The 21,417-nt window shown below is 68.2% G+C and carries 25 protein-coding genes; 16 read left to right on the forward strand and 9 right to left on the reverse strand.

All coding sequences use genetic code 11. The features are described 5' to 3' along the window. The first annotated feature begins 5 nt into the window (after positions 1-5). The 4 genes from T8K17_RS08050 to T8K17_RS08065 all read left to right on the forward strand — a co-directional run bounded on the left by T8K17_RS08050 (position 6) and on the right by T8K17_RS08065 (position 3,703). Positions 6-872: a hypothetical protein gene (locus T8K17_RS08050; protein WP_322333981.1), complete on the forward strand. Its 867-nt coding sequence runs from the start codon at positions 6-8 to the stop codon at positions 870-872. A gap of 213 nt (positions 873-1,085) precedes the next feature. Beyond that, positions 1,086-1,964 carry a peptidylprolyl isomerase gene (locus T8K17_RS08055; protein ID WP_322333982.1) on the forward strand — a complete coding sequence of 293 codons (879 nt, stop codon included), beginning with the start codon at positions 1,086-1,088 and terminating at the stop codon, positions 1,962-1,964. A gap of 59 nt (positions 1,965-2,023) precedes the next feature. After that, the gene (gene argJ / locus T8K17_RS08060) at positions 2,024-3,262 is read left to right on the forward strand and encodes a bifunctional glutamate N-acetyltransferase/amino-acid acetyltransferase ArgJ (RefSeq protein ID WP_322333983.1); all 1,239 of its coding nucleotides are present in this window, start codon (positions 2,024-2,026) and stop codon (positions 3,260-3,262) included. A 9-nt stretch (positions 3,263-3,271) separates the two neighbouring features. Next, a complete protein-coding gene (locus T8K17_RS08065) occupies positions 3,272-3,703 on the forward strand; it encodes a (deoxy)nucleoside triphosphate pyrophosphohydrolase (protein ID WP_322333984.1) in 432 nt (143 codons plus the stop codon). Positions 3,704-3,734: 31 nt separating this feature from the next. Here T8K17_RS08065 and T8K17_RS08070 read toward each other — a convergent pair whose 3' ends face one another. After that, a complete protein-coding gene (locus tag T8K17_RS08070; protein ID WP_322333985.1) occupies positions 3,735-3,905 on the reverse strand; it encodes a hypothetical protein in 171 nt (56 codons plus the stop codon). A 119-nt stretch (positions 3,906-4,024) separates the two neighbouring features. Here T8K17_RS08070 and T8K17_RS08075 point away from each other — a divergent pair, with 119 nt between their 5' ends. Further along, the gene (locus T8K17_RS08075) at positions 4,025-4,972 is read left to right on the forward strand and encodes a LysR substrate-binding domain-containing protein (protein ID WP_322333986.1); all 948 of its coding nucleotides are present in this window, start codon (positions 4,025-4,027) and stop codon (positions 4,970-4,972) included. 155 nt (positions 4,973-5,127) lie between these two features. Here T8K17_RS08075 and T8K17_RS08080 read toward each other — a convergent pair whose 3' ends face one another. Next, a complete protein-coding gene (locus tag T8K17_RS08080) occupies positions 5,128-6,060 on the reverse strand; it encodes a methyltransferase domain-containing protein (protein WP_322333987.1) in 933 nt (310 codons plus the stop codon). Between the two features lie 78 nt (positions 6,061-6,138). Between T8K17_RS08080 and T8K17_RS08085 the strand changes: the two genes are divergently transcribed. From T8K17_RS08085 to T8K17_RS08095, 3 genes are all read left to right on the forward strand, one after another. Beyond that, entirely contained in the window at positions 6,139-6,864 is a 726-nt protein-coding gene (locus tag T8K17_RS08085; RefSeq protein WP_322333988.1) for a ComF family protein, read from the forward strand. Between the two features lie 85 nt (positions 6,865-6,949). Beyond that, positions 6,950-7,225: a glutaredoxin 3 gene (grxC, locus tag T8K17_RS08090; protein WP_322333989.1), complete on the forward strand. Its 276-nt coding sequence runs from the start codon at positions 6,950-6,952 to the stop codon at positions 7,223-7,225. A gap of 53 nt (positions 7,226-7,278) precedes the next feature. Beyond that, a complete protein-coding gene (locus T8K17_RS08095; RefSeq protein WP_322333990.1) occupies positions 7,279-8,136 on the forward strand; it encodes a carbon-nitrogen hydrolase family protein in 858 nt (285 codons plus the stop codon). A gap of 125 nt (positions 8,137-8,261) precedes the next feature. Here the strand turns inward: T8K17_RS08095 and T8K17_RS08100 are convergent, their stop codons facing one another. Together T8K17_RS08100 and T8K17_RS08105 are read right to left on the reverse strand one after the other, a co-directional pair. After that, positions 8,262-8,810, reverse strand: coding sequence for a class I SAM-dependent methyltransferase (locus tag T8K17_RS08100; RefSeq protein WP_322333991.1), 549 nt, complete (start codon positions 8,808-8,810; stop codon positions 8,262-8,264). A 2-nt stretch (positions 8,811-8,812) separates the two neighbouring features. Then, the gene (locus T8K17_RS08105; protein WP_322333992.1) at positions 8,813-10,927 is read right to left on the reverse strand and encodes an aminotransferase; all 2,115 of its coding nucleotides are present in this window, start codon (positions 10,925-10,927) and stop codon (positions 8,813-8,815) included. 96 nt (positions 10,928-11,023) lie between these two features. On the opposite strand from T8K17_RS08105, the gene T8K17_RS08110 reads away from it, so the two are divergent. The 6 genes from T8K17_RS08110 (at position 11,024) to T8K17_RS08135 (ending at position 16,617) form a co-directional block, all read left to right on the forward strand. Then, positions 11,024-11,479 (forward strand): DUF1178 family protein, encoded by a 456-nt coding sequence (locus tag T8K17_RS08110; RefSeq protein WP_322333993.1) that lies wholly within the window; start codon positions 11,024-11,026, stop codon positions 11,477-11,479. Positions 11,480-11,494: 15 nt separating this feature from the next. After that, positions 11,495-11,815: an antibiotic biosynthesis monooxygenase gene (locus T8K17_RS08115; RefSeq protein ID WP_322333994.1), complete on the forward strand. Its 321-nt coding sequence runs from the start codon at positions 11,495-11,497 to the stop codon at positions 11,813-11,815. 198 nt (positions 11,816-12,013) lie between these two features. Beyond that, a complete protein-coding gene (locus tag T8K17_RS08120; RefSeq protein WP_322333995.1) occupies positions 12,014-13,372 on the forward strand; it encodes an ABC1 kinase family protein in 1,359 nt (452 codons plus the stop codon). 237 nt (positions 13,373-13,609) lie between these two features. Beyond that, complete coding sequence (locus tag T8K17_RS08125) at positions 13,610-14,584, forward strand: tripartite tricarboxylate transporter substrate binding protein (RefSeq protein ID WP_322333996.1); 975 nt, start codon at positions 13,610-13,612, stop codon at positions 14,582-14,584. Between the two features lie 46 nt (positions 14,585-14,630). Next, on the forward strand, positions 14,631-15,104 hold the full coding sequence (locus T8K17_RS08130) for a tripartite tricarboxylate transporter TctB family protein (protein ID WP_322333997.1): 474 nt from the start codon (positions 14,631-14,633) through the stop codon (positions 15,102-15,104). Between the two features lie 7 nt (positions 15,105-15,111). After that, entirely contained in the window at positions 15,112-16,617 is a 1,506-nt protein-coding gene (locus T8K17_RS08135; RefSeq protein WP_322333998.1) for a tripartite tricarboxylate transporter permease, read from the forward strand. Here the strand turns inward: T8K17_RS08135 and T8K17_RS08140 are convergent. From T8K17_RS08140 to T8K17_RS08155, 4 genes are all read right to left on the reverse strand, one after another. Beyond that, positions 16,614-17,486: a transglutaminase domain-containing protein gene (locus T8K17_RS08140; protein ID WP_322333999.1), complete on the reverse strand. Its 873-nt coding sequence runs from the start codon at positions 17,484-17,486 to the stop codon at positions 16,614-16,616. The two genes, T8K17_RS08135 and T8K17_RS08140, sit on opposite strands and share 4 nt — an antisense overlap. 82 nt (positions 17,487-17,568) lie before the next feature. Beyond that, on the reverse strand, positions 17,569-18,522 hold the full coding sequence (locus T8K17_RS08145; protein WP_322334000.1) for a glyoxylate/hydroxypyruvate reductase A: 954 nt from the start codon (positions 18,520-18,522) through the stop codon (positions 17,569-17,571). Further along, entirely contained in the window at positions 18,522-19,454 is a 933-nt protein-coding gene (locus T8K17_RS08150) for a glyoxylate/hydroxypyruvate reductase A (protein ID WP_322334001.1), read from the reverse strand. Before T8K17_RS08150 ends, T8K17_RS08145 begins: the two co-directional genes overlap by 1 nt. A gap of 51 nt (positions 19,455-19,505) precedes the next feature. Continuing rightward, positions 19,506-19,775: a hypothetical protein gene (locus tag T8K17_RS08155; RefSeq protein WP_322334002.1), complete on the reverse strand. Its 270-nt coding sequence runs from the start codon at positions 19,773-19,775 to the stop codon at positions 19,506-19,508. Positions 19,776-19,942: 167 nt separating this feature from the next. Here T8K17_RS08155 and T8K17_RS08160 point away from each other — a divergent pair, with 167 nt between their 5' ends. Continuing rightward, entirely contained in the window at positions 19,943-20,383 is a 441-nt protein-coding gene (locus tag T8K17_RS08160; protein ID WP_322334003.1) for an Lrp/AsnC family transcriptional regulator, read from the forward strand. 38 nt (positions 20,384-20,421) lie between these two features. Continuing rightward, the gene (gene clpS / locus T8K17_RS08165; protein WP_322334004.1) at positions 20,422-20,727 is read left to right on the forward strand and encodes an ATP-dependent Clp protease adapter ClpS; all 306 of its coding nucleotides are present in this window, start codon (positions 20,422-20,424) and stop codon (positions 20,725-20,727) included. A gap of 2 nt (positions 20,728-20,729) precedes the next feature. Here the strand turns inward: clpS and T8K17_RS08170 are convergent, their stop codons facing one another. Further along, positions 20,730-21,329: a uracil-DNA glycosylase family protein gene (locus tag T8K17_RS08170; RefSeq protein WP_322334005.1), complete on the reverse strand. Its 600-nt coding sequence runs from the start codon at positions 21,327-21,329 to the stop codon at positions 20,730-20,732. Positions 21,330-21,417 lie beyond the last annotated feature (88 nt).

The raw sequence follows: 21,417 nt of genomic DNA on the forward strand, positions 1-21,417 counted from the left end.
GTATCATGGTGGACGCGATCATCCCGGTGGCCTCGACGCTTCCTGTTGCGGTGCAGAACGCAGCGGGTGCCGTGGGCGTGCGGGTACGACAGCGCGGCGAGCGTCAGCAGGAGCCGTCCGATCGTCTCGATTCCGATGAGGGCGAGGCTGTCGACAAGGCGGGGGGCGATGCCGCTCAGCCCCTCACCCCCGCCCGCCGCGCGGCCATGCGTCGGGCCAACCGGGCCTATGGCGGTGCCGGGGCCACGGTGGCCGAGGCCGAAGTGGTCATGTCCCGGGCCGCCGCGATCCTCGGAGGAGGCGATCTGCAGGCCATTCTGCGCCGTGCCGGCCAAGCGCTCCGAGAAATGTCGGAAACCTTGCTTGGCGTGTCGCCGGAGCGGACCGCGGGTCTCGCCGAGGCCTTCGCCAGCGAGGCGCTGGAGTGGGTGCGGGTGGCCATCGCCCAGTATCGGACCTACGCCGCCGACCATGAGGAGCTGCCGGTCGGCATCTCCTTCGAAGATGTAAGGCTCAGCGTCGATGCGGGCAGCGGCGGGCTCTCCATAGAGGTGGGGGGCGTGAATTTCCGGCGCGCTTTCGCCTTCCGCACCAAGGGCGTGGTGTTCGACATCCGGGCGTCCGGCGCCGTGCAGAGCCCGAGCCCCGGCTTCTTCGTCGATTCCGGTGAGACCGAGTCCCAGGCCACCACAGCCAATGCCATCGTCGCCAAGGCGCGGCGCGACCTTCCCAGTTTCGGCGTCAGCAAGGATACCGAGGGTGTCTGCGTCCTGATCCGGGTGGAAGGCAGCGACTTCGACCCGGCGCGCGGCGGCGGCTGGGTCATGGACCTGGATGTCCACGTGCCGTTCGATCCGACCTGGAGCGGCTGATGGAAGAGCATCGGCTGCGACCGGCCATCGTCCCATCGTTGTGCCGGCGTCGGGCATCCGCCAGGGCTTTCTTGTGGCCTCTCGGACGATCTGATACCCCTCCCGAAGACCGAAGACGGGCCTGCGCCCACCATGCCGAACCGGCCTGATCCGAGCCGGGCCCATCCAAGACGGGCGACCAGACCCGTAGCGAAAGTTTCGAAAGGACGTTCCATGCTTGCCCTGCGCCACGCGACCGCCGCCGTTTCGGTGGCGCTCAGCCTCGTACTTTGCGCCCCGGTGGTCGCGCAGACCGCCGCTCCGGCTCCGGCCGTCGACAACGAGACCATGGATCTGTCGACCGTGGTCGCCCGGGTCGGCGACAAGGAAGTGACGCTGGGCGAGCTGATGGCCATGCGCAGCCAGCTCCCGGCGCAGTATCAGCAGGTCCCGCTGGAAGCGATCTACGAGCCGATGCTGAACCGGGCGATCGACCAGATCCTGATCACCAAGGCGGCCCGCGCCAGCGGTATCGCCGATCAGGACGAGGTGAAGGCGCGGATCGAGGAGGCGGCCGACCAGGTCATCGCCGAGGCCTACCTGACCCAGACGATCGCGGCCGAAGTCACCGACGAGGCGCTGCGCAAGCGCTACGAGGAGACCATCGCCGGTCAGACCGGTGATGAAGAGGTGAAGGCCCGTCACATCCTGCTCGAAACCGAGGAGGCGGCCGAGGAGGTCATCGCCGAACTCGAGGGCGGCGCCGATTTCGCCAAGCTCGCGGCCGAGAAGTCGACCGGCCCGTCGGCCGCCCAGGGCGGCGATCTCGGCTGGTTCCAGGCCGGCCAGATGGTGCCGGAATTCTCCGAGGCGGCCTTCGCGCTGGAGGCGGGCACCTACACGAAGACGCCGGTGAAGAGCCAGTTCGGCTGGCATGTCATCCTGGTGGAGGAGAAACGCACCGCCGACGCGCCGAGCTTCGAGCAGGTGCGCGACCAGCTCACCGCCGAGATGACCCGGGACCTGATCCAGGAGCGTCTGACGAACCTGCGCGGCGCGGCGAAGATCGAGCGCTTCGGTCCGACCGGCAAGCCGCTTCCGGCCGCCCAGTGATCTTCTGACCGCGTTTCGCCACCGACCCGTTCCACCATCAACCTCACGGAAGCACGACGATGAAGCCGCTCCCGGTTTCGCCCCTGGCGCCGACCAAGAAACAAACCCTCCCGCCGATCGCCGGATGCCGCATGGCGGCACGGGAGGCCGGCGTTCGCTACAAGGGTCGTCGTGACGTTCTTCTGATGGCGTTCGACGAGGGGACCACGGTGGCGGGCGTGCTGACCCGCAACCAGATGCCCGGCGCCCCGATCGACTGGTGCCGGGAGCATCTGCCCGCCGGTACCGCCCGCGGCCTCGTGGTGAACGCGGGCAACGCCAACGTCTTCACCGGCGCGCATGGGGCGATGGCCTGTGCGGAGACGGCGAAGGCGGCGGCGGCGGCCCTGGGCTGCCAGCCGTCGGAGATCCTGCTGTCCTCCACCGGGGTGATCGGCGAGCCGATGCGCTACGAGCGGATCGTCGAGCATCTGCCGGCCGCCAAGGCCGAGCTGACGGAGGACGCCTGGGAGACCGCGGCGGCCACCATCATGACCACGGACACCTTCGCCAAGACGGCCTCGCGCACCGCCAACATCCGCGGCGTGCCGGTGACCATCAACGGCATCGCCAAGGGCTCCGGCATGATCGCGCCGGACATGGCGACCATGCTGTCCTTCATCGTCACCGACGCCACGCTGCCGGCGCCGGTCCTGAAGGCGCTGCTGACCCGCGGGGTGAACCGGAGCTTCAACGCGGTGACCGTGGACAGCGACCAGTCGACCAGCGACACGGTCCTGCTCTTCGCCACCGGCAAGGGCGAGACCCACGTGACGGTCGACGGTCCGGGCGACCCGGCCCTGCGCGATTTCCGTACCAAGCTGGAGGACCTGCTGCACGACCTCGCCATGCAGGTGGTGCGCGACGGCGAGGGGGCGAGCAAGCTGGTGCGCATCTCCGTGACCGGTGCCGCTTCCGAGCGGGCCGCCAAGCGGATCGCCATGGTGATCGCGGACTCGCCCCTGGTGAAGACGGCCATCGCCGGCGAGGACGCCAACTGGGGCCGTATCGTCATGGCCGTGGGCAAGTCGGGCCAGAAGGCGGATCGCGACAAGCTGGCGATCTCCATCGGCGGCGTGGATGTGGCCCGCAACGGCGTGCGGGTCGACGGCTACGACGAGGCGCCGGTCGCCGCCCATATGAAAGGCCGGGAGATCGATATCGAGGTCGATGTCGGCGTCGGCCGCGGCCGGGCAACCGTGTGGACCTGCGACCTGACCCACGGCTATATCGACATCAACGCCGACTACCGCAGCTAAGGCGTCGCCATGGCCCCGGTTCCTATGGCCGAGAACAGCCTGCCGATCGTTCTGGTCGTTGCGGTCGCCCTGGTCGATGCCGACGGCCGGGTGCTGATCGCCAAGCGGCCGGAAGGCAAGAAGCTTGCCGGGCTGTGGGAATTCCCCGGCGGCAAGGTCGACCCCGGCGAGACGCCGGAGGCGGCGCTGATCCGCGAGCTGCGCGAGGAGCTGGGCATCGACACCCACGAGAGCTGTCTCGCCCCGCTTACCTTCGCCAGCCATGCCTATGACGATTTCCACCTGCTGATGCCGCTCTATGCGTGCCGGCGGTGGAAGGGCGAGGTGACCCGGCGCGAACACGCCGACCTCGCCTGGGTGCGGCCGGTGCGGCTTCGGGACTACCCCATGCCGCCGGCCGACGCCCCTCTGATTGCGATGATCCAGGACATGATCGGCTGATCCGGTTCCACTCCGTCATCGGGGAGCTGGATCAGAACAGGCCCAGGATGCGCCGGCGGCTGTTGCGCCGGCCGTCGGCCGGGTGCTGCGGCTCCGGGCGACGCTGCGACGTCTCGTGATGCTGCCGGATCAGACGCTCGATCTGGTCTCCGGCACCGCCGGTGGCGGCATGGGCGAGCAGCAGAAGATGATTACCGGTCATTTTATCTCTCCTTTCAGGAAATCGAGGGCTTCGGGCCCGTTCGATGACTTGAAAGTGAGCCTGTTCTGCGGTTATCTCAAACGATGCTTTCTCACCTGAACTGTTAGAAAAAGTATCATATGTCCGCGCGCCGCCTGCCGCCGCTGAATGCCCTGCGCGCCTTCGAGGCGGCCGCCCGTCTGGAGAGCATGAGCCGGGCGGCCGACGAGCTGTCTGTCACCCATGCGGCGGTCAGCCACCAGGTGAAGGCGTTGGAGGAATGGGTCGGCCTGCCGCTGTTCCGCCGCGAGCATCGCCGCATCCGTCTGACCGAGGCCGGTGCGGATCTGTTGCCGGTGCTGGGGCAGGCCTTCGACGCGATCGACGCCCGGCTGGCCGATATCAGCGCGACAGGCGGCCGACGCATGCTGACGATCACCGCCGCACCGTCGGTGGCCTATCGCTGGATCGTGCCGCGCCTGCCGGCCTTCAGCGCGCGCCATCCCGAGATCGACGTACGCATCGAGCATTCCACGAGGATGGTCAACCTGCGCCGGGAGCGGGCGATCGATGTGGGCCTTCGGTACGGTCGCGGTGGCTGGGACGGGCTGGAGCAGCACTGGCTGATCAGCGGCCATGCCCGGCCGATCGCCTCGCCGGGCCTGCTGGCCAAGCACGGCCTGTCGGCGGCCGACCTGCCGCTGTCGGCGGAAACCATCGCCACGCTGCCGCTGCATCACGAGGAGACCCGGCTGTGGTGGCGCCGCTGGTTCGAGAACAACGGTCTGCCCGAGGCCGATGTGTCCTCCGGGGCGGTGCTGTACGACGCCGGCTCGATCCTGGATCTGGCCCTGGCCGGGCACGGGGCGGTGCTGGGGCGCTTCGCCCTGGCGCGCGAGGCGATGAGCGCCGGGCTGCTGCTGCCGTTGCACGACGCCTATCTGGACGAGGATGCCGGCTACTGGTTCGTCTACGACAAGGCCCGGGCCGACGAGCCGCACATCGCCGCCTTCCGGGAGTTCATCCTGGAACAGATCGGCGAGGAGACCTGGCAGGACTGGCAGACCTCGGACCGGGATGCGGATTAGTGGAAAGGGGATCTACCTCTCCTTTAATCGACTTCCTGGACGGCCCGGAGGGACGATCCAGGACCCTATGATCGGCGCCGGAACACGGTCCTGGATGACACCCTTCGGGCGTCTCCAGGAAGTCGGAGAGGGGTGGAGGGGAAAGAGGAGCTCACTCAGCCCGGCGTCTCGCCGGTGCCGGTCTCCGTGCCGCCCAGGGCCGAGGCCAGCCGGGTGGTGGCCGAGCCCGGCCGCAGTGGCTTGGGCTGGCTCGCCGCCGGGGCCCAGCCGGTGAGATACAGGATCTGGAACCGCGCCGGGATGCGCCCGTCCTCGCCGGCGAAGCGCTCGGCATAGGCCTGGGCCACGCCGCCCAGCAGGGCCCTTGTCATCGGCGCCCGGTGGCGCTCCAGCACCAGATTGGTCTCGCCCATGCCGCGCAGGTCGCGCATCAGGTGGAGGGCGCTGTCGTAGGTCACCGTGATCGTGTCGGCATCCACCACCGGCAGGGCGAAGCCCGCCCGCTGCAGCAGCCCACCGGCGTCGCGCAGGTCGGCGAAGGGCGATACCCGGGGGCTCAGGCCGCCGGTGACGGCCACCTCGGCCTCGGCGAAGGCGTCGCGCAGCTCCACCAGGGTCTCGCCGCCGAGCAGCGCCACCAGCAGCAGCCCGTCCGGCTTCAACGCTCGGCGGATCTGCGACAGCGCGCCGGGAAGGTCGTTGACCCAATGCAGCGACAGGGCGCCGAACACCGCGTCGAGCGAGCCGTCGGCGATCGGCAGGAGCTCCTCGTCCAGGGCCAGGGCGGGGCCGTCGGCCGACCGCGCCGCCGCCCAGGACGGGGCCAGGTCGCTCTGGATCAGGGTGTCGACCTTGCCGCTGGCCCGCAGCGCCCGCCCGAGCGCGCCGGACCGGGCGCCGATCTCCAGCCCCACAGGGAAGCGCCGCCGGATGTCCTCAAGCCGTTCGGCCAGCCGGTCGGCGACCTCCTCCTCCAGGAAGGCGAACTCCCCGTAGCCCGGATGGGCGCGCTCGCGTCGGCGGCGCAGCAGGGCACGGTCGAAGATACGCATCGTGTCGGGGGGCGATGATGGGGTCATGGCCGCCATATGGCGCACCCGGCGGATCAGGGAAAGGGAAAACCCGTCTCGTCCTGCCATGGTCGAGCTATGACGGCTTTCTCTCCCGTGGCGGTGCTGGCGCATCGCCTGCTCGACCTGCTGCTGCCGCCGCGTTGCGGACGCTGCGGCGTCGATGTGCCGACGGACGCCGCCCTGTGCCTCGACTGTTGGCGCGCCGTCACCTTCATCGCCGACCCGCTGTGCGAGGTCTGCGGCATCCCGTTCGAGATCCGGCCGTTCGGGCGGGCGGTGTGCGGCGACTGTCTGGCCCGGCCGCCGGTCTTCGACCGGGCACGGGCGGCGGTGGTCTACGACGACGCGACCCGATCGCTGATCCTGGCCTTCAAGCATGCCGACCGGCTGACCCTCGCCCCGCTGTTCGCCGCCTGGATGCGCGGCGCCGGTGCCGACCTGCTGGAGCAGGCGGACGTCATCGTTCCGGTGCCGCTCCACCGATGGCGGTTATTGTCGCGCCGCTACAACCAGGCGGCGGTGCTGGCCCACGCACTCGGGCGTCTATCCGGGGTGAATGTTGTCGACAGTTTACTGCTGCGGACGCGTCAAACCCCCAGCCAGGGTCGAAAGTCGGCCTCGCAACGAACGCTAAACGTGCGTGGAGCATTCGCGCTACGGAATAACTGCGGTGGGATGGCGGAAGCGATCAAGGGGCGTCGCGTCGTCCTCGTTGACGATGTTTTTACAACGGGAGCCACGGTTTCCGCGTGTACACGCGTGCTCAGGAGGTCCGGCGCACGTGCCGTCGACGTGCTGACTCTGGCCCGCGTGACATAACTCACGCAAATGAGAGCGCTTTGCAAAAAACCGGACTTTTCTTATCTACATGGCAGCGGCATGTGCTTCACAGGAGGGGACCGAGATGGCCAAAGCGGCCAGGGTTGAAATCTACACGACCATGTTCTGTCCGTATTGCTATCGCGCGAAGTCGTTGCTGGCGAACAAGGGTGTGGATTACGTGGAATACGACGTCGGCGGATCGAACGACGCTCGTCTGAAGATGAGCGAGCGGGCCGACGGTCGGAAGACCGTTCCCCAGATCTTTATCGCCGGCGAAGGCATTGGCGGTTCGGACGAACTTGCGGAACTGGAGCGGACCGGTAAGCTGGACCATCTGCTCGGCGTTTCCCTGGTCTGAGGCACCCGCCTCCCGGGTCCGAGCGTTCGACCGAGACGCCCGGAGGTCTTGAGATGACCCGACTGACTGTCGCCTGCGTTCAGACCAACACCACCCGCGATCCGCTCGACAATATCGAGCGGGTCAGCCCGTTGATTCGGGAAGCCAAGGCGCGCGGCGCGCAGCTCATCACCACGCCGGAAGTGGTGGGGATGATCGAGCCCCAGCGCGATCAGGCGCTGGTCAAGGCGAAGCCCGAGGAGACCCACGAGGTCCTCGCCGCCTTCCGCGGTCTCGCCGCAGAACTGGGCGTGTGGCTGCTGGTCGGATCGATCTCGATCAAGGTCTCCGACGACAAGATGGCCAACCGCAGCTTCCTGCTGGACGACCGCGGCCAGATCGTTGCCCGCTATTCCAAGATGCACATGTTCGACGTGCAGGTCGGCGACGGCCAGACCTACCGCGAGAGCAACACCTATCGGGCCGGGGACGAGGCGGTGATCGCCGAGACGCCCTGGGGCCGGATGGGCATGACCATCTGCTACGACATCCGCTTCCCCTACCTCTACCGCAAGTTGGCCCAGGCCGGGGCTGAAGTGATCTTCGCGCCCGCCGCCTTCACCAAGGTCACCGGCGAGGCGCATTGGCACGTGCTGCAGCGCGCCCGGGCGATCGAGACCGGCTGCTATGTGATCTCGGCCGCCCAGACCGGCGAACATGCCGAGGGTCGCAAGACCTACGGCCATTCCGTGATCGTCGATCCCTGGGGCGCGGTCGTGGCCGATGCCGGCGAGGAGGTCGGCGTGATTACCGCCGAGATCGACCTCGCCAAGGTCGCCGAGGCCCGCGGCAAGGTGCCGTCGCTCACCCATGACCGGGTCGTCGGCGACCCGGTCATCTACGGCAGCGAACTGCGCCAGGCCGGCGAGTAATAAATTCCTCCGACTTCCTGGACGCCCGCTAGGGCGATCCAGGACCCTGATGCCGGCGGCACGGTCCTGGATAGACAGCCCTCTGGGCCGCCTTCAAGGAAGTCGAACTATATTGGAATGGGGATTTACCCCGCCCGGACCGCCACGACGCGCTGCCTGACCGCCGGGCGGGGCACCTGCTCTTCCAGATCCTCGAAGGCCATCACCTGCAGCTCCGGGCGGACCGCGATAAGAAGCTCCTTGCGGTGCAGCAGGAAGTCCGGATTGCTCGGCTTCCCGAACCGCTCGTTGCCGACCGCGAAGGTCTCGTAGATCAGCACCCCGCCGGGGGCGACCGAGCGCACCAGGGCCGGAAACAGCGGCCGGTGCAGATAGTTCACCACCACCACCCCGGCAAAGGTCCGACCTTCCAATGGCCAGGGACGGCCGCTCTCCAGGTCGCGGGCGACGATCTCCACGTCGGGATCGACCGCCATGTCGCTGACCTGCACCACGTCGCGGTCGAGCACGACGACCGGATGGCCGCGGTCGCGGAACATCCTGGCGTGGCGGCCGGACCCGCAGGCGACGTCGAGCACCGTCCCGCCCTCGGGCACCATCGGCGCGAACCGTGCGACCCAGGGGGACGGCTCCTGCTGGACGGCGTCGGGACGGGCATCGGCGTCGGCGCTCATGTCTACACCTCCACACTGGCCGGCACCCGCGCGCCCGAGAAGCTGCAGGCGGGGCTGGCGAGGCGCACGAAGACGCCGGTGATCTCCTCCGGCACCGGCAGACGGGTGGGATCCTCCTGCGGGAAGGCGGCGGCGCGCATCCCGGTACGCACCTCGCCTGGATCGACCAGGTTGACCCGCACCCGGCTGGACCGCGTCTCCGCCGCATAGGCCCGCGCCAGGGCCTCCAACCCGGCCTTGGACGCCGCATAGGCGCCCCAGTCGGGCATGGCGCCCTGGGCCGCCCCGGAGGTCACCAGCAGAACCCTGCCGTTGGGAGCGGCGCGCAGCAACGGGTCGAGCTCGCGCAGCAGCCGGAAGCTGGCGGTGAGGTTCACCGCGACGGCCTGGTCGAACACGGCGTCCGATACCTCAGGCAGCGGCGCGATCTCGCCGAGCACCCCGTGATTGGCCACCACCACGTCCAGCCGTCCCAATTTCTCGCCGATCCGCGCCGCCAGTCCGTCGGTGGCGGCCGGGTCGCCGAGGTCGAGGGCGAGCGTGGCGACCTGTCCGCCGGCCTTGCGGATGCGGGCGGCCACGCGGTCCAGATCCGCCTGGGAGCGGGCGGCCAGCACCACCCGGGCCCCCTCGGCCGCGTAGCGCTCGGCGACAGCGGCACCGATCCCGCGCGATGCGCCGGTGACGAGGCACGTCAGGCCTTTCAGCGCGCCGCCGCCGGCGGTGATCTCGGCGAGCGCCCGGTCGTCGCCGACCACGCCGATCTGCTCCAGGATGTCGTCCAGGACGAGGCGCAAGGTGTCGGCGATCCGGTCGATCTCGCGATGGGTGACGACCAGGGGCGGGGCGATGACCAGGGCGTCGCGCACGGCGCGGACGATCACGCCCCGGTTCTGCATCTGATCGCGCACCACCGCCCCGACCAGACCTTCCGGGTCGTAGAGGATCTTCGGGTCGCGCTGCTGCACCAGTTCCACCGCGCCGATCAGGCCGAGGCTGCGCACCTCGCCCACCATCGGATGGCCGGCGAGCCCGCCCAGGGCCGTGGCGAAATAGTCGGACAGGTCGTCGCGCACCCGGGCGATCAGGCCCTCGCGCTCGATGATCTCCAGGTTGGCCAGCGCCACGGCGGCGGCCACCGGGTGGCCGGCATAGGTGAAGCCATGGGCGATGCCGCCGCTCTTCTCGATCAGGGTCTCGGCCACGCGGCTGCCGACCATGACCGCCGAAATCGGTTGGTAGCCGGACGAAAGGCCTTTCGCCAGGGCCATGAAGTCGGGGGCGAGGCCGAATTTCTCCGCCGCCGACCAGGCGCCGAGCCGACCGAAGGCGCTGACCACCTCGTCCAGGGCGAACAGCACGTCGTGGCGACGGCAGATCTCCTGCACCCGGGCCAGATAGCCAGCCGGCGGGATGATGACGCCGCCCGCCCCTTGCACCGGTTCGACCACCACGCCGGCCACCCTGTCGGCACCCAGCTCCAGGATCTTCGCCTCGATCCAGCCCGCCGCGCGTTCGGTGAAGGCCTCGTCGCTCTCGCCCGGCGCGCCGTGGCGGAATTTGTAGGCGGTATTCACATGCTCGAACCCGGCCAGCGGCAGCCCGCCCTGGGCCTGCATGGCGAGCGTGCCGCCCAGGCTGATCGTCGCCAGGGTGGAGCCGTGATAGCCCTCCTCCCGGCCGATCATGATCTTCTTGTCCGGCTGGCCCTTGAGCTCCCAGAACAGCCGGCAGAACCGTACGATGGTGTCCAGCGCCTCGGAGCCGGAATTGGCGAAGACCACATGGTCCAGCCCGTCGGGCATCAGTTCGGCCAGTTTGGCGGACAGGGCCGCGGCAGGCGCCGTCGTGGTCTTGAAGAAGGTGTTGTAATAGGCCAGCCGCTCCATCTGGTCGGCGGCGACCTCGGCCAGCTCCTTGCGGCCGTATCCGACATTCACGCACCACAGACCGGCCAGGGCGTCGAGATAGAGTTTACCGTCCTCGTCCCACAGGGTGCTGCCCTTGCCGCCGGCCATGACGATCGGCGCGTCGTCCTGCAGCACCTTGGGATCGGTGAAGGGGTGCAGGTGATGATCGCGGTCGAGGCGCGCCAGATCGGACGGGGTCGCGGGCATCACGGGCCTCTGTCTGGTGCGGCGGCGGCAGCTTTCGTCGCTGGAACGGCCGCGGATGCTCGCTATATTACAGACATGTCCGCGAATGGTTGACCGATGATCCATTACCGCCTGCGCTGCAACGCCGAGCATGAGTTCGAGGCGTGGTTCCAGAACAGTTCGGCCTTCGAGAAACAGGCCGAATCGGGCCTGCTGTCCTGTCCGGACTGCGGGTCGTCCGAGGTTTCGCGCGCCCTGATGGCCCCGGCCCTCCAGGGCACCCACCGGGAGACGGTTCCGGTCCCCGCGCAGAGCCCGGAGCAGAAGCAGGTCGCCACCCAGTCACAGGCCCAGGCGCTCGCACTCAAGCAGCAGCTTCTCACCCTGCGCCGGAAGATCGAGCAGAATTTCGACAATGTCGGGGACCGTTTCGCCGAGGAGGCGCGCAAGATCCATTACGGCGACAGCGACGTCCGCGGGATCTACGGCGACACCACCCCGCAGGAGCGTGAGGCGCTGGCCGATGAGGGGATCGAGGTCGGCACCGTTCCCTGGCTGCGCGACGACGCCTGAGGCGGGGTGGATAGCATGCATGTGGTGATCTTCGAGGTGGAGCCGAAGGACGGTTGCCGCGACAGCTATTTCGAGATGGCGGCCGCCTTGCGCGCCGAGCTGCAGACCGTGGAGGGCTTCATCTCGGTGGAGCGGTTCGAGAGCCTGGTGACGCCGGGCAAGATCCTGTCGCTCTCCACCTGGGAGGACGAGGCGGCGATCCAGCGCTGGCGCGAGCGCTCGGCCCATTACGCCGCCCAGTCGGCGGGCCGGGACACTATGTTCGCCCGCTACCGCATCCGGGTCGCGGAGGTCGGCCGAGACTACGACCGCGAGACCTCGCCCTGGCGGACGTGACGCCCTGCCTCAACCACCCCTCGTCATCCTGAACTCGTTTCAGGATCAAGTTTCTGACCGCTCCGAGGCCTATGGATCCGGACCCGTCCACGCGTTGGTCCTGAAACAAGTTCAGGACGACGGTACGCGTTTGAGGAATGCGCCACACCCCGCTGAATTCGCCTTTCCTTTCCCTGCCGACAGCTTATCTATCCCTGCATGAGCGACATCGATTCCGAACGCAATTCGTTGGGTGGGCGCGTGCGCCGCTATGCCCGTGTCGGCACCGCCGTGGGCGGCCTTGCCGCGCGGCTGGCCGGTGAGCGCTACCTAGGCCTCAGCGTGGACAAGGCGGAGCACGCGGCCGACCTGAAGGCGGCGCTGGGTGGGCTCAAGGGGCCGCTGATGAAGGTGGCGCAGATCCTGTCCACCGTGCCCGACGCCCTGCCGAAGGAATATGTCGACGAGCTGAGCCACCTTCAGTCGAACGCGCCGGCCATGGGCTGGCCCTTCGTGAAACGGCGGATGACCACCGAACTCGGGGCCGGATGGCAGAAGAAATTCGCCGAGTTCGAGCGCGAGGCCGCCTCGGCCGCCTCCCTCGGTCAGGTCCATCGCGGCGTCCTTCATGACGGCCGCAAGGTCGCGGTCAAGCTGCAGTACCCGGACATGTCCTCGGCCGTGGAGGCCGACCTGCGCCAGCTCGACTGGGTGTTCAAGCTGTACCGGCGCTACGACACCGCCATCGATCCGTCGCTGATCCACACCGAGCTTTCGGCCCGGTTGCGTGAGGAGCTGGATTACGGCCGCGAGGCCCGGCACATGGCGCTGTACCGCCACATGCTGGCCGACGAGCCGGCGGTGCACATTCCCGAGGTGGTCGACGAGCTGTCCACCAGCAGGCTGATCACCATGACCTGGCTGGACGGTACGCCGTTCATGAAGTTCCTGGAGGAGAACCCGGACATCGAGACCCGCAACCGGGTCGCCCACAACATGTTCCGGACCTGGTACGTGCCGTTCTATTTCTACGGCGTGATCCACGGCGACCCGCATCTGGGCAACTACACGATCCGCGACGACGGCTCGATCAATCTGCTGGATTTCGGCTGCATCCGGGTGTTCCCGCCGGCCTTCGTGAAAGGGGTCATCGACCTCTACCGCGCGCTGCGCGACGACGACGAGGAACTGGCGGTCCAGGCCTATGCGAGCTGGGGCTTCACCGATCTCGACCGCGAGACCATCGACGTGCTGAACGTCTGGGCGCGCTTCCTCTACGGCCCGCTGATGGAGGACCGCACCCGCAAGATCCAGGAGAGCGGCTCCGGCCTCTACGGCCGCGAAATCGCCGAGAAGGTGCATGGCGAGCTGAAGCGGCTGAGCGGCGTGCGCCCGCCGCGCGAGTTCGTGCTGATGGACCGCGCCGCCCTCGGTCTGGGCTCGGTGTTCATGCACCTGAAGGCGGAGGTGAACTGGTACCGCCTGTTCCACGAGCTGATCGGCGAGTTCGACGTGGAGACGCTGACAGAGCGCCAGGATGCCGCCCTGGCCGCGGTGGGGCTCGAGCGACCGGAATAGTCTTCCGTCGGTAGTCGGGACAGATTGTCGCGGGGTCGCCCGCCGTCGGTCAGACGGTGTAGGCGTGCGTCCGGGCGTCGGTCCCGCCGTGCCGGTTCCGTTGCCGCCGGCCTGACCGCACTTGCCGGAAGCCGGATTTCGCGATTTTCCCCCTAGACGCGCATGCCGCCGATGCTACCGTTGGCGGATCAAAGACGACAAATAACCAAAAAAATCCAATACCGGAGGAAACAGCAGATGAAACGCACCTTTATGGTTGCTTGGGCAATGGTTGCCATGGCGACGGTCGCCCTGGTCAACGGTCCCGCCCGCGCCGAATATCCCGAACGCCCGATCCAGGTGATCGTGCCCTGGTCCGCCGGCGGCGGCACCGACGCCACCGGCCGGATGATCGCGAAGATCATGCAGGACGAGCTCGGCGTGCCGGTGAACGTGGTGAACCGGACGGGCGGCGGCGGCGTCGTCGGCCACCAGGCCATCGCCTCGGCCAAGCCGGACGGCTACACGATCGGCATCGTCACGGTCGAGATCGCGATGATGCATTGGATCGGCCTGACCGAGCTCAGCTACAAGGACTACACCCCGATCGCGCTGTACAACGCCGATCCGGCCGGCGTGTCCGTCAACATCGACTCCAAGTACAACGACGTCGGCGCCCTTCTGGCGGACGCCAAGGCGAACCCGGGCAAGATGAAGGCTTCGGGCACGGGCCAGGGCGGCATCTGGCACCTGGCGCTGGCCGGGATGCTGGTCGAAGCCGGAATGGAGTCGAGCGCCATCGGCTGGGTCCCGTCCCAGGGTGCCGCACCGGCCTTCGCCGATCTCGCCGCCGGCGGCATCGACACGGTCACTGCCTCGGTGGTCGAGGCCCGCGCGCTGATGGAGGCCGGCAAGGTCAAGGTGCTCGCCGTCATGAACGACAAGCGCCTGGACGCCTTCCCGAACATCCCGACCCTGACCGAGGCCGGTGGCCCGAACTGGCAGACCGCCGCCTGGCGCACCGTGGCCGGCCCGAAGGGCCTGCCGGCGGACGTCCAGGCCAAGCTCGCCGCCACGGTGGAGAAGGTCTACAACAGCCAGGAGTTCAAGGACTTCATGGCGGGGCGCGGCTTCGGCATGATCTGGGGCGGCCCGGACGCGCTCGCCAAGCACTACGAGACCTCGGATGCCGACTACGGCAAGGTTCTGAAGGCGGTCGGTCTGGCCAAGTAAGGCCCGACCCGGCCCACCTTCCACAAAACCTCATCCGGGTGGCGACATGCGGTTCAACGACGCGATCCTCGGGATCGTCCTGATCGGCTTTGCGGCGCTCGCCGCGGTCGGCACCCTGGATTTCCCACAGGTGCCGGGCCAGGACTACGGCTCGGCACTCTTCCCCCGCCTGCTCTGCGCCGGTTTCGCCATCGGCGGCCTGCTCCTGATCCTGTCGGGCTGGCGCAACCGGGCGATCCAGCCGCTGCTGGATACCGACGAATGGGCCCGCACGCCCGGGCATCTCCTGACCCTGGCGCTCGCGGTCGGCGGTGTCCTCTTCTACATCCTTGTCTCCGACTGGCTCGGCTTCATTCCCACCGCCTTCCTGGTGGTGTTCACGCTGATGGTGCGCCTGCGCGGCCGATGGATCAGTTCCTTCGTGATCGCCGCCGCGGTGACCGCCGCCATTCACCAGATCTTCTACGGCCTGCTGCTCGTGCCGCTGCCCTGGGGCGTGCTCGAGTCCGTGGTCTACTGAGGTTTCGATGGACCCCTTCCTGCAAGCCCTGCCGCTGGTCTTCAATCTCGAAGTCCTGAGCACCATGGCGATCGCCGCGATCTTCGGCCTCGTCGTCGGCTCGGTCCCCGGTCTGACCGCGACCATGGCCACCGCCCTGCTGGTGCCGCTCACCTTCTTCATGGACCCGGTGCCGGCCATCGCCTCGATGGTGACGGCAACCGCCATGGCGATCTTCGCCGGCGACATTCCTGGCGCCCTGCTGCGCGTTCCGGGCACGCCGGCCTCGGCCGCCTATGCGCACGAGGCCTTCGCCATGACCCGCAAGGGACTGGCGGAGCGGGCGCTCGGCACCAGCCTGGTCGGGTCGGCCATCGGCGGCATGTTCGGGACGATCGTTCTGGTCCTGTCGGCGCCGCAGCTCGCCGAGGTGGCGCTGCAGTTCACCCAGTTCGAATATTTCTGGCTCGCCTGCCTGGGCCTGACCTGCGCCGTCTTCGTGTCCACGGCCAGCCCGCTGAAGGGCGCGATCTCGCTGATCATCGGCCTGTTCATCGCCACCGTCGGCATCGACATCACCGCCGGTTATCCGCGCTACACGCTGGGCATTCCCGACCTGCTGGGCGGCGTCGCCTTCATCCCGGCGATGATCGGCATGTTCGCCATCGCCGAGATCCTGCGCAACATGGTCGCCGGACCCAGCGAGGCACCGCCGAAGTTGAGCCGGCTTATGCAGCTCTTCAGCGGCCTCGGTGGCGTGTTCCGGCGCTACTGGAGGGGCGTGGTGCGGGGCAGCGTGCTCGGCACCGCCGTGGGCATCCTGCCGGGGGCTGGCGGCGACATCGCCGCCTGGGTGTCCTACGCGCTGAGCAAGAAACTGTCGAAGGAGCCGGAGAAGTTCGGCACCGGCCACGTGGAAGGCATCGTCGATGCCGGTTCGGCCAACAACGCCGCGCTCAGCGGCGCCTGGGTTCCGGCCCTGGTCTTCGGCATTCCGGGCGACTCGATCACCGCCATCGTCATCGGCGTGCTCTACGTGAAGGGCATGAACCCGGGACCGACCGTGTTCATCCACTCGCCGGAGCTGATCTACGGCGTCTTCATCACCTTCTTCCTGGCCAATATCGTGCTGATCCCGTTCGGCTTCGCCGCCATCGGCCTTGCCCGGCACATCCTGCGCATTCCGCGCGGCATCATCTGGCCGATCGTGCTGCTGTTCTCCACCGTCGGCGCCTATGCGATCGACAACAGCCTGTTCGGCGTCGTGATCATGCTGGTCATGGGCATCCTCGCCTTCGTCATGGAAGAGAATGGGTTCCCGGTCGCCCCGGCCATCCTCGGCCTGGTGCTCGGCCCCATGCTGGAAGGGAACTTCATGACCGCGATGATCAAGGCAGACGGCAACCTGCTGGCCTTCTTCGAGCGGCCGATCGCCGCCGTTCTGGGGGTCATAACCCTGGCGGTCTGGTTCCTGCCCCTGCTGCTGAAGTTGTGGCGCGGACGGGCGGCGGAGCCGGCCAGCCCGCCGGTCTAAAGAACCGGCTGTTCTGCGAGCCTGTCGTCCACCACGCTGAGGACGGTGGCGCCCGGCAGGGCGCCGGGGAAGCCGGATAGCAGGGCATAGGCGGCGGCGCGCGTCGACGGCGGATGAGCGAAGGCGGCGGCGACGCTGTCGAACCAGGCAAGGTTCTCCTCCGCCACGTGCCGGTCGCGCACCGCCTGGGCCGCCGGCCCCCAACTGTCCCAGGGCAGCAGCTCGAGCCCCGCCACCGCGGCGGCATCGCGCAGCAGGCTGCCGGCGGCGAACCACGTGCCGGAAATACCGATCGCCGAAACTCCGACGGTGGACGGGTCGAGCGTCCCCGCGCGGGCGGCCCGCCAGGCCTGAGCCCCGGTCATGAACCGTCGGCGCGGAAGGTCCGTGGGGTTGAAGGAAATGCCGAAGCGGTGCCGCATCCGGGGGCCGAGTTCCGGGTCGAACAGTTTCCAGTCGCCGCCGCGCCGGTACTCGCAGATCCAATGATCGTCCCAGAAGCCGTCGGAGAAGTAATCGGCGAACCCGACGCGGATCCGGGTTTCGACCCCGGCCTTGCGCAGGACGCCGGCGGCGAACAGGGCGAAGTCGTGACAGGTTCCGTACAGCAGATGCGCCGGCTCCCGGCGCTCGGTCAGCGGACGCGGATCGCGCGACAGGGCGATCTCCAGCAGCCGGGACAAGGTTCGGGCATTGGCATCCGCCTTGGCCGCCTCCGGTACGCCCAGCCCTTCGGCATAGGCGACGCCAACATGGATCAGGACGTTCTCGAGCGCATCGGCCAGGGCGACCGGTTCCGCGGGCAGGGCGGCCAGACTGCCTGTATACGGACCCGGGTCGCTCCAGGCGGTCTGGGTTGTGTGACTCACGGATGGCCTCATCTACCGCGACGGTTGAGTCACTATACGATGAATACCGGCGACCGGTGTAGGCGAACTGAGGCGTCCGCCGTCAGTAGCCCCGGTTCAGATCGACCAACCCGGTCGGCGTCTCGCCGGCGCGGACCAGGGCGATGTTCTTGGCGAACACGATGGAGGCCGTGGCCGGATTCACCTCCGCGGCGATATGCGGCGTGATGTAGATGCGGTCGTCGGCCCAGAACGGGTGGTCGGACGGCAGCGGTTCCTGGCGGAACACATCCAGCGCCGCGGCGGAGAGCTGGCCGGAATCCAGGGCCGGGATCAGGTCTTCTTCCACCAGGTGCCCGCCGCGCCCCACATTCACCACCAGCGCCCCTCGGGGGAGCTTGGCGAACAGCTCGGCGCAGAGCACGCCCTCGGTCTGGGCCGTCAGCGGCAGCAGGCAGACCACGACATTGGAGCGGCCCAGCAGCGCGTCCAGAGCTTCGGCGCCCGACACAGACGCCACGCCCTCGACCGACCGGGGAGAGCGGGTCCAGCCGGTATTGGCGATCTCCAAGGCTGTGAGCGACCGGCTCAGATGCTCACCCAAAGTGCCGAGCCCCAGGATGGCGACATGCAGCTTGCGGTGATCGAAAGCCTCGCTCATCGCCCAGAAGTGATCGGCCCGGAACCGCTCGTACTTATCCGCCTGACGGTGCCAGCGCAGGATCTGCAGCACGATGTGGTGGGTCATCGAGCCGGCCATGAACGGGTCGATCAGCCGGGCGATCGGGACGTGCGTCGGTCGCTGCGGATCCTCCAGGATATGATCGACGCCGGCGCCGATCGACTGGGCCAGCTTGAGGTTGGGAAAGCTCGCCATGACCCCGTGCGGCAGGCGCCAGGAGATCGAGACATCGACACGCGCGAGGTCGTCGCCGGCGATCTCGAGAGCGGGACGGGCGTCCACGCCCGGCATCTCCGCCTTCAGGGCCGCGACCCAGGCCGAGGGACCGTCGCCTGTGCTGTGGACGGCGACGATCGGGGTGTCGACCGTGCCCATCAGTATTTCCGCTCGCGGCTGACCACGTTGATCGGCGTCTCGCCGGCGAAGATCCGGCGGATGTTCTCCGCCACCTGGTCGGCGCCGCTCTCGGCATTGGTCTGGGCCGAGACATGCGGCCAGACCTGCACCTTGGGATGGGTCCAGAACGGATGGTCCTGGGGCAGCGGTTCGGTGCGGAACACGTCCAGGGACGCGCCGGCGATATGGCCGCTCTCCAGGGCAGCGAGCAGATCCTCCTCCACGAGCTGGGCGCCGCGGCCGGAGTTCACCACGAAGGCGCCCTTCGGCAGTTTGGCCAGGGTCTCCGCGTTGATGATGTCCGTGGTCTCCGGCGTCAGCGGCAGCAGGCAGCACAGGATGTCGGTGCGCGCCAGGAAGGTATCGAATTCGTCTTCCCCGGCGAAGCTCTTCACCCCGGCGATCTCCTTGCGGGTGCGCGACCAGCCGGCGACGTCGAAGCCCAGGGCGGCGATTGTGGTCGCCGCCTGGGCGCCGAGCGCGCCCATGCCGAGGATGCCGACCCGCTTGGTCGAGGTCTCCGGTGCCGGTAGCTTGACCCAGCGGCCCTCGCGCTGGAACTGCTCGTACTCCATGCCCTGGCGGAGGAAGCGCAGCACCTGCAGCAGTACCCACTCGGCCATGGCCTGGGCCATCCAGGGATCGACGATGCGCAGGATCTGCGCGCCCTCGGGCAGGTTCGGCTCGGCGAAGATGTGGTCGACGCCCTGGCCCAGCGAGCAGATCGCCTTCAGGTTGGCCATGCCGTCATACGCCCCGGCCGGCGCCTTCCACACCAGGGCGAACTTGATGTCCTCCTTGTTGCCGACATCGGGCCAGACCCGGAAATCGAGGCCGGGGATTCGCTTGGCCAGCGCCTCGCGCCACTGGTCGGGGCTGTCGTTGTCGGTACGGAAGAGGACGGCGGGCATGGTTATTCCTTCGGAGTCGGCCTTGAGGGACGCATGCGGGATCCTGAGACCTTAGGCAGGACGGCCGGTTCTGTCGACGGTCATGGTGCGGTGCAGCGCCGGAGGCGGTGTCGGGCTCTCGCCGCGCCGGATGCGTTCGACATCGTTCTGGTCGAGTCCAACATCGGCCAGCAGGTACGGCGGCTGGTCCGCCAGATGCTCGGCGTCCAGGATCGCCTGCCAGCGGCGTCGCAGGGGCTCGACCAGGGCCAGGAGGATCCTGCCGAATGCCGGCGGTCGGTGGGCCGCGAGGATGCGGGATATCTGGGAGTGGGCGGTCATGGTGCTTTCCTTTCATCTTCGGAGCGGGAAGCCCGCGCTGTCCCTTAAGAGTTGGGCCGGGCGCATGCGGACGGTTCGCGCAGACCGGCTCGGGACGATAGAATTTCGCAAAATCGGGGGTCCAAGCGCTTCGGGCTCGCACGAAGCGTTTTGCATGGGGACTGGCAGTGATCGATCTGGATGATTTCGACCGGCGCATCCTGGCGCTGTTGCAGGAGAACAGCCGACGCACCGGTGCCGACCTGTCGGCGGCGGTCGGATTGTCGCCTGCCGCCTGCCTGCGCCGACTTCAGCGGCTGCGCGACGAGGGGGTGATTGCTCGGGAAGTGGCCCTGGTGGCGCCGGAATACCGCGAGCGGAAGGTCACGGTCTTCGTCCTGCTGACCTTCGAGCGCGACCGTCCGGACCGCGAGGATCAGTTCACCCGGCGCATGCGCGAGGCTCCCGAGGTGGTCCAGTGCTACCATGTCACCGGATCCGCTGATTACCTGCTCGGCATCGAGGTCGCCGACCTTGAGGATTACCAGCGGTTCACCAAGCTCCATTTCTATGAGAGCTACGTGAAGCGGTTCGAGACCCATGTGGTCCTGAAGGACCTGATGCGCTGAGGTTCGCCCGGGCCGGGACCCGGGCCGGAGACGCTGCGATGAGCGACACCGATACCCGCTCGAAGACCCGGGTGAAGCCCAAGGTCGAGCGGCCGAAGATGTACAAGGTCATTCTGCTGAATGACGACTTCACGCCGCGCGAGTTCGTCGTGAAGGTGCTGAAGGCCGAGTTCGGCATGGGCGAGGACCGGGCCTATGCGGTGATGCTGACGGCTCACCGCAAGGGTGTGTGCGTGGTCGCCGTCTACGCCCGCGACATCGCCGAGACGAAGGCCGACCGGGCCAACGACATGGCGAGGCAGGCCGGGTTTCCGCTGCGTTTCACGACCGAACCGGAAGAGTAGGGCTAGACCAGTGCCGCCACCCGCGCCCGCAGATCCGGCAGCAGATCGGCCTCGAACCACGGGTTCTTGCGGATGATGTTGCCCGAGCGCCAGGACGGGTGCGGCACCGGGAAGAAGCGCGGACCGTAGTCGCGCCAGTGCTTCACTGTCTCGGTCAGGGTCCTATGCCGGGCCGCGCCCAGGTAGTGGGCCTGGGCGTACTGGCCGGCGAGGATGATCAGCTCGACATTGGGGAGATGCTCCAGCACCGGCGCGTGCCAGGTGGGGGCGCATTCCGGCCTGGGCGGGGCGTCGCCGCCGCTCCTGCCGTTCTTCGACGGCAGCACGCCGGGGTAGCACAGGCCCATGGGCAGGATGGCGATCCGGGCCGGGTCGTAGAAGGTTTCCCGGTCGACCGCCATCCAGCCCCGCAAGGTATCGCCGGAGCGGTCGTTCCAGGGGATGCCGGTCTCGTGCACCTTGGTTCCGGGCGCCTGGCCGATAATCAGGATCCTGGCGCTCGGCTCGACCACCAGCACGGGCCGGGGTCCGAGCGGCAGGTGCGCGGCGCACAACCGGCAGGCGCGAATGGTCGCCAGGAGGGTTTCGAGTTGATCCGTCATGATGGCACTCCATGTCTACCCAGGGGTAACGCAGAGAGCAACGTCCGGGCACCCGCATGGACGCCGCGTCAGGCGCGTTGACACCATT

The organism is Thalassobaculum sp. OXR-137, assembly GCF_034377285.1.
In the GTDB taxonomy this organism is placed as follows: Bacteria; Pseudomonadota; Alphaproteobacteria; order Thalassobaculales; family Thalassobaculaceae; genus Thalassobaculum.

Coding starts and splice junctions, on each gene's coding strand:
- T8K17_RS08050 (WP_322333981.1), top strand. CDS start 6: ATGGTGGACGCGATCATCCCGGTGGCCTCGACGCTTCCTGTTGCGGTG.
- T8K17_RS08055 (WP_322333982.1), top strand. CDS start 1,086: ATGCTTGCCCTGCGCCACGCGACCGCCGCCGTTTCGGTGGCGCTCAGC.
- argJ (WP_322333983.1), top strand. CDS start 2,024: ATGAAGCCGCTCCCGGTTTCGCCCCTGGCGCCGACCAAGAAACAAACC.
- T8K17_RS08065 (WP_322333984.1), top strand. CDS start 3,272: ATGGCCCCGGTTCCTATGGCCGAGAACAGCCTGCCGATCGTTCTGGTC.
- T8K17_RS08070 (WP_322333985.1), bottom strand. CDS start 3,905: ATGACCGGTAATCATCTTCTGCTGCTCGCCCATGCCGCCACCGGCGGT.
- T8K17_RS08075 (WP_322333986.1), top strand. CDS start 4,025: ATGTCCGCGCGCCGCCTGCCGCCGCTGAATGCCCTGCGCGCCTTCGAG.
- T8K17_RS08080 (WP_322333987.1), bottom strand. CDS start 6,060: ATGGCGGCCATGACCCCATCATCGCCCCCCGACACGATGCGTATCTTC.
- grxC (WP_322333989.1), top strand. CDS start 6,950: ATGGCCAAAGCGGCCAGGGTTGAAATCTACACGACCATGTTCTGTCCG.
- T8K17_RS08095 (WP_322333990.1), top strand. CDS start 7,279: ATGACCCGACTGACTGTCGCCTGCGTTCAGACCAACACCACCCGCGAT.
- T8K17_RS08100 (WP_322333991.1), bottom strand. CDS start 8,810: ATGAGCGCCGACGCCGATGCCCGTCCCGACGCCGTCCAGCAGGAGCCG.
- T8K17_RS08105 (WP_322333992.1), bottom strand. CDS start 10,927: ATGCCCGCGACCCCGTCCGATCTGGCGCGCCTCGACCGCGATCATCAC.
- T8K17_RS08110 (WP_322333993.1), top strand. CDS start 11,024: ATGATCCATTACCGCCTGCGCTGCAACGCCGAGCATGAGTTCGAGGCG.
- T8K17_RS08115 (WP_322333994.1), top strand. CDS start 11,495: ATGCATGTGGTGATCTTCGAGGTGGAGCCGAAGGACGGTTGCCGCGAC.
- T8K17_RS08120 (WP_322333995.1), top strand. CDS start 12,014: ATGAGCGACATCGATTCCGAACGCAATTCGTTGGGTGGGCGCGTGCGC.
- T8K17_RS08125 (WP_322333996.1), top strand. CDS start 13,610: ATGAAACGCACCTTTATGGTTGCTTGGGCAATGGTTGCCATGGCGACG.
- T8K17_RS08130 (WP_322333997.1), top strand. CDS start 14,631: ATGCGGTTCAACGACGCGATCCTCGGGATCGTCCTGATCGGCTTTGCG.
- T8K17_RS08135 (WP_322333998.1), top strand. CDS start 15,112: ATGGACCCCTTCCTGCAAGCCCTGCCGCTGGTCTTCAATCTCGAAGTC.
- T8K17_RS08145 (WP_322334000.1), bottom strand. CDS start 18,522: ATGGGCACGGTCGACACCCCGATCGTCGCCGTCCACAGCACAGGCGAC.
- T8K17_RS08150 (WP_322334001.1), bottom strand. CDS start 19,454: ATGCCCGCCGTCCTCTTCCGTACCGACAACGACAGCCCCGACCAGTGG.
- T8K17_RS08155 (WP_322334002.1), bottom strand. CDS start 19,775: ATGACCGCCCACTCCCAGATATCCCGCATCCTCGCGGCCCACCGACCG.
- clpS (WP_322334004.1), top strand. CDS start 20,422: ATGAGCGACACCGATACCCGCTCGAAGACCCGGGTGAAGCCCAAGGTC.
- T8K17_RS08170 (WP_322334005.1), bottom strand. CDS start 21,329: ATGACGGATCAACTCGAAACCCTCCTGGCGACCATTCGCGCCTGCCGG.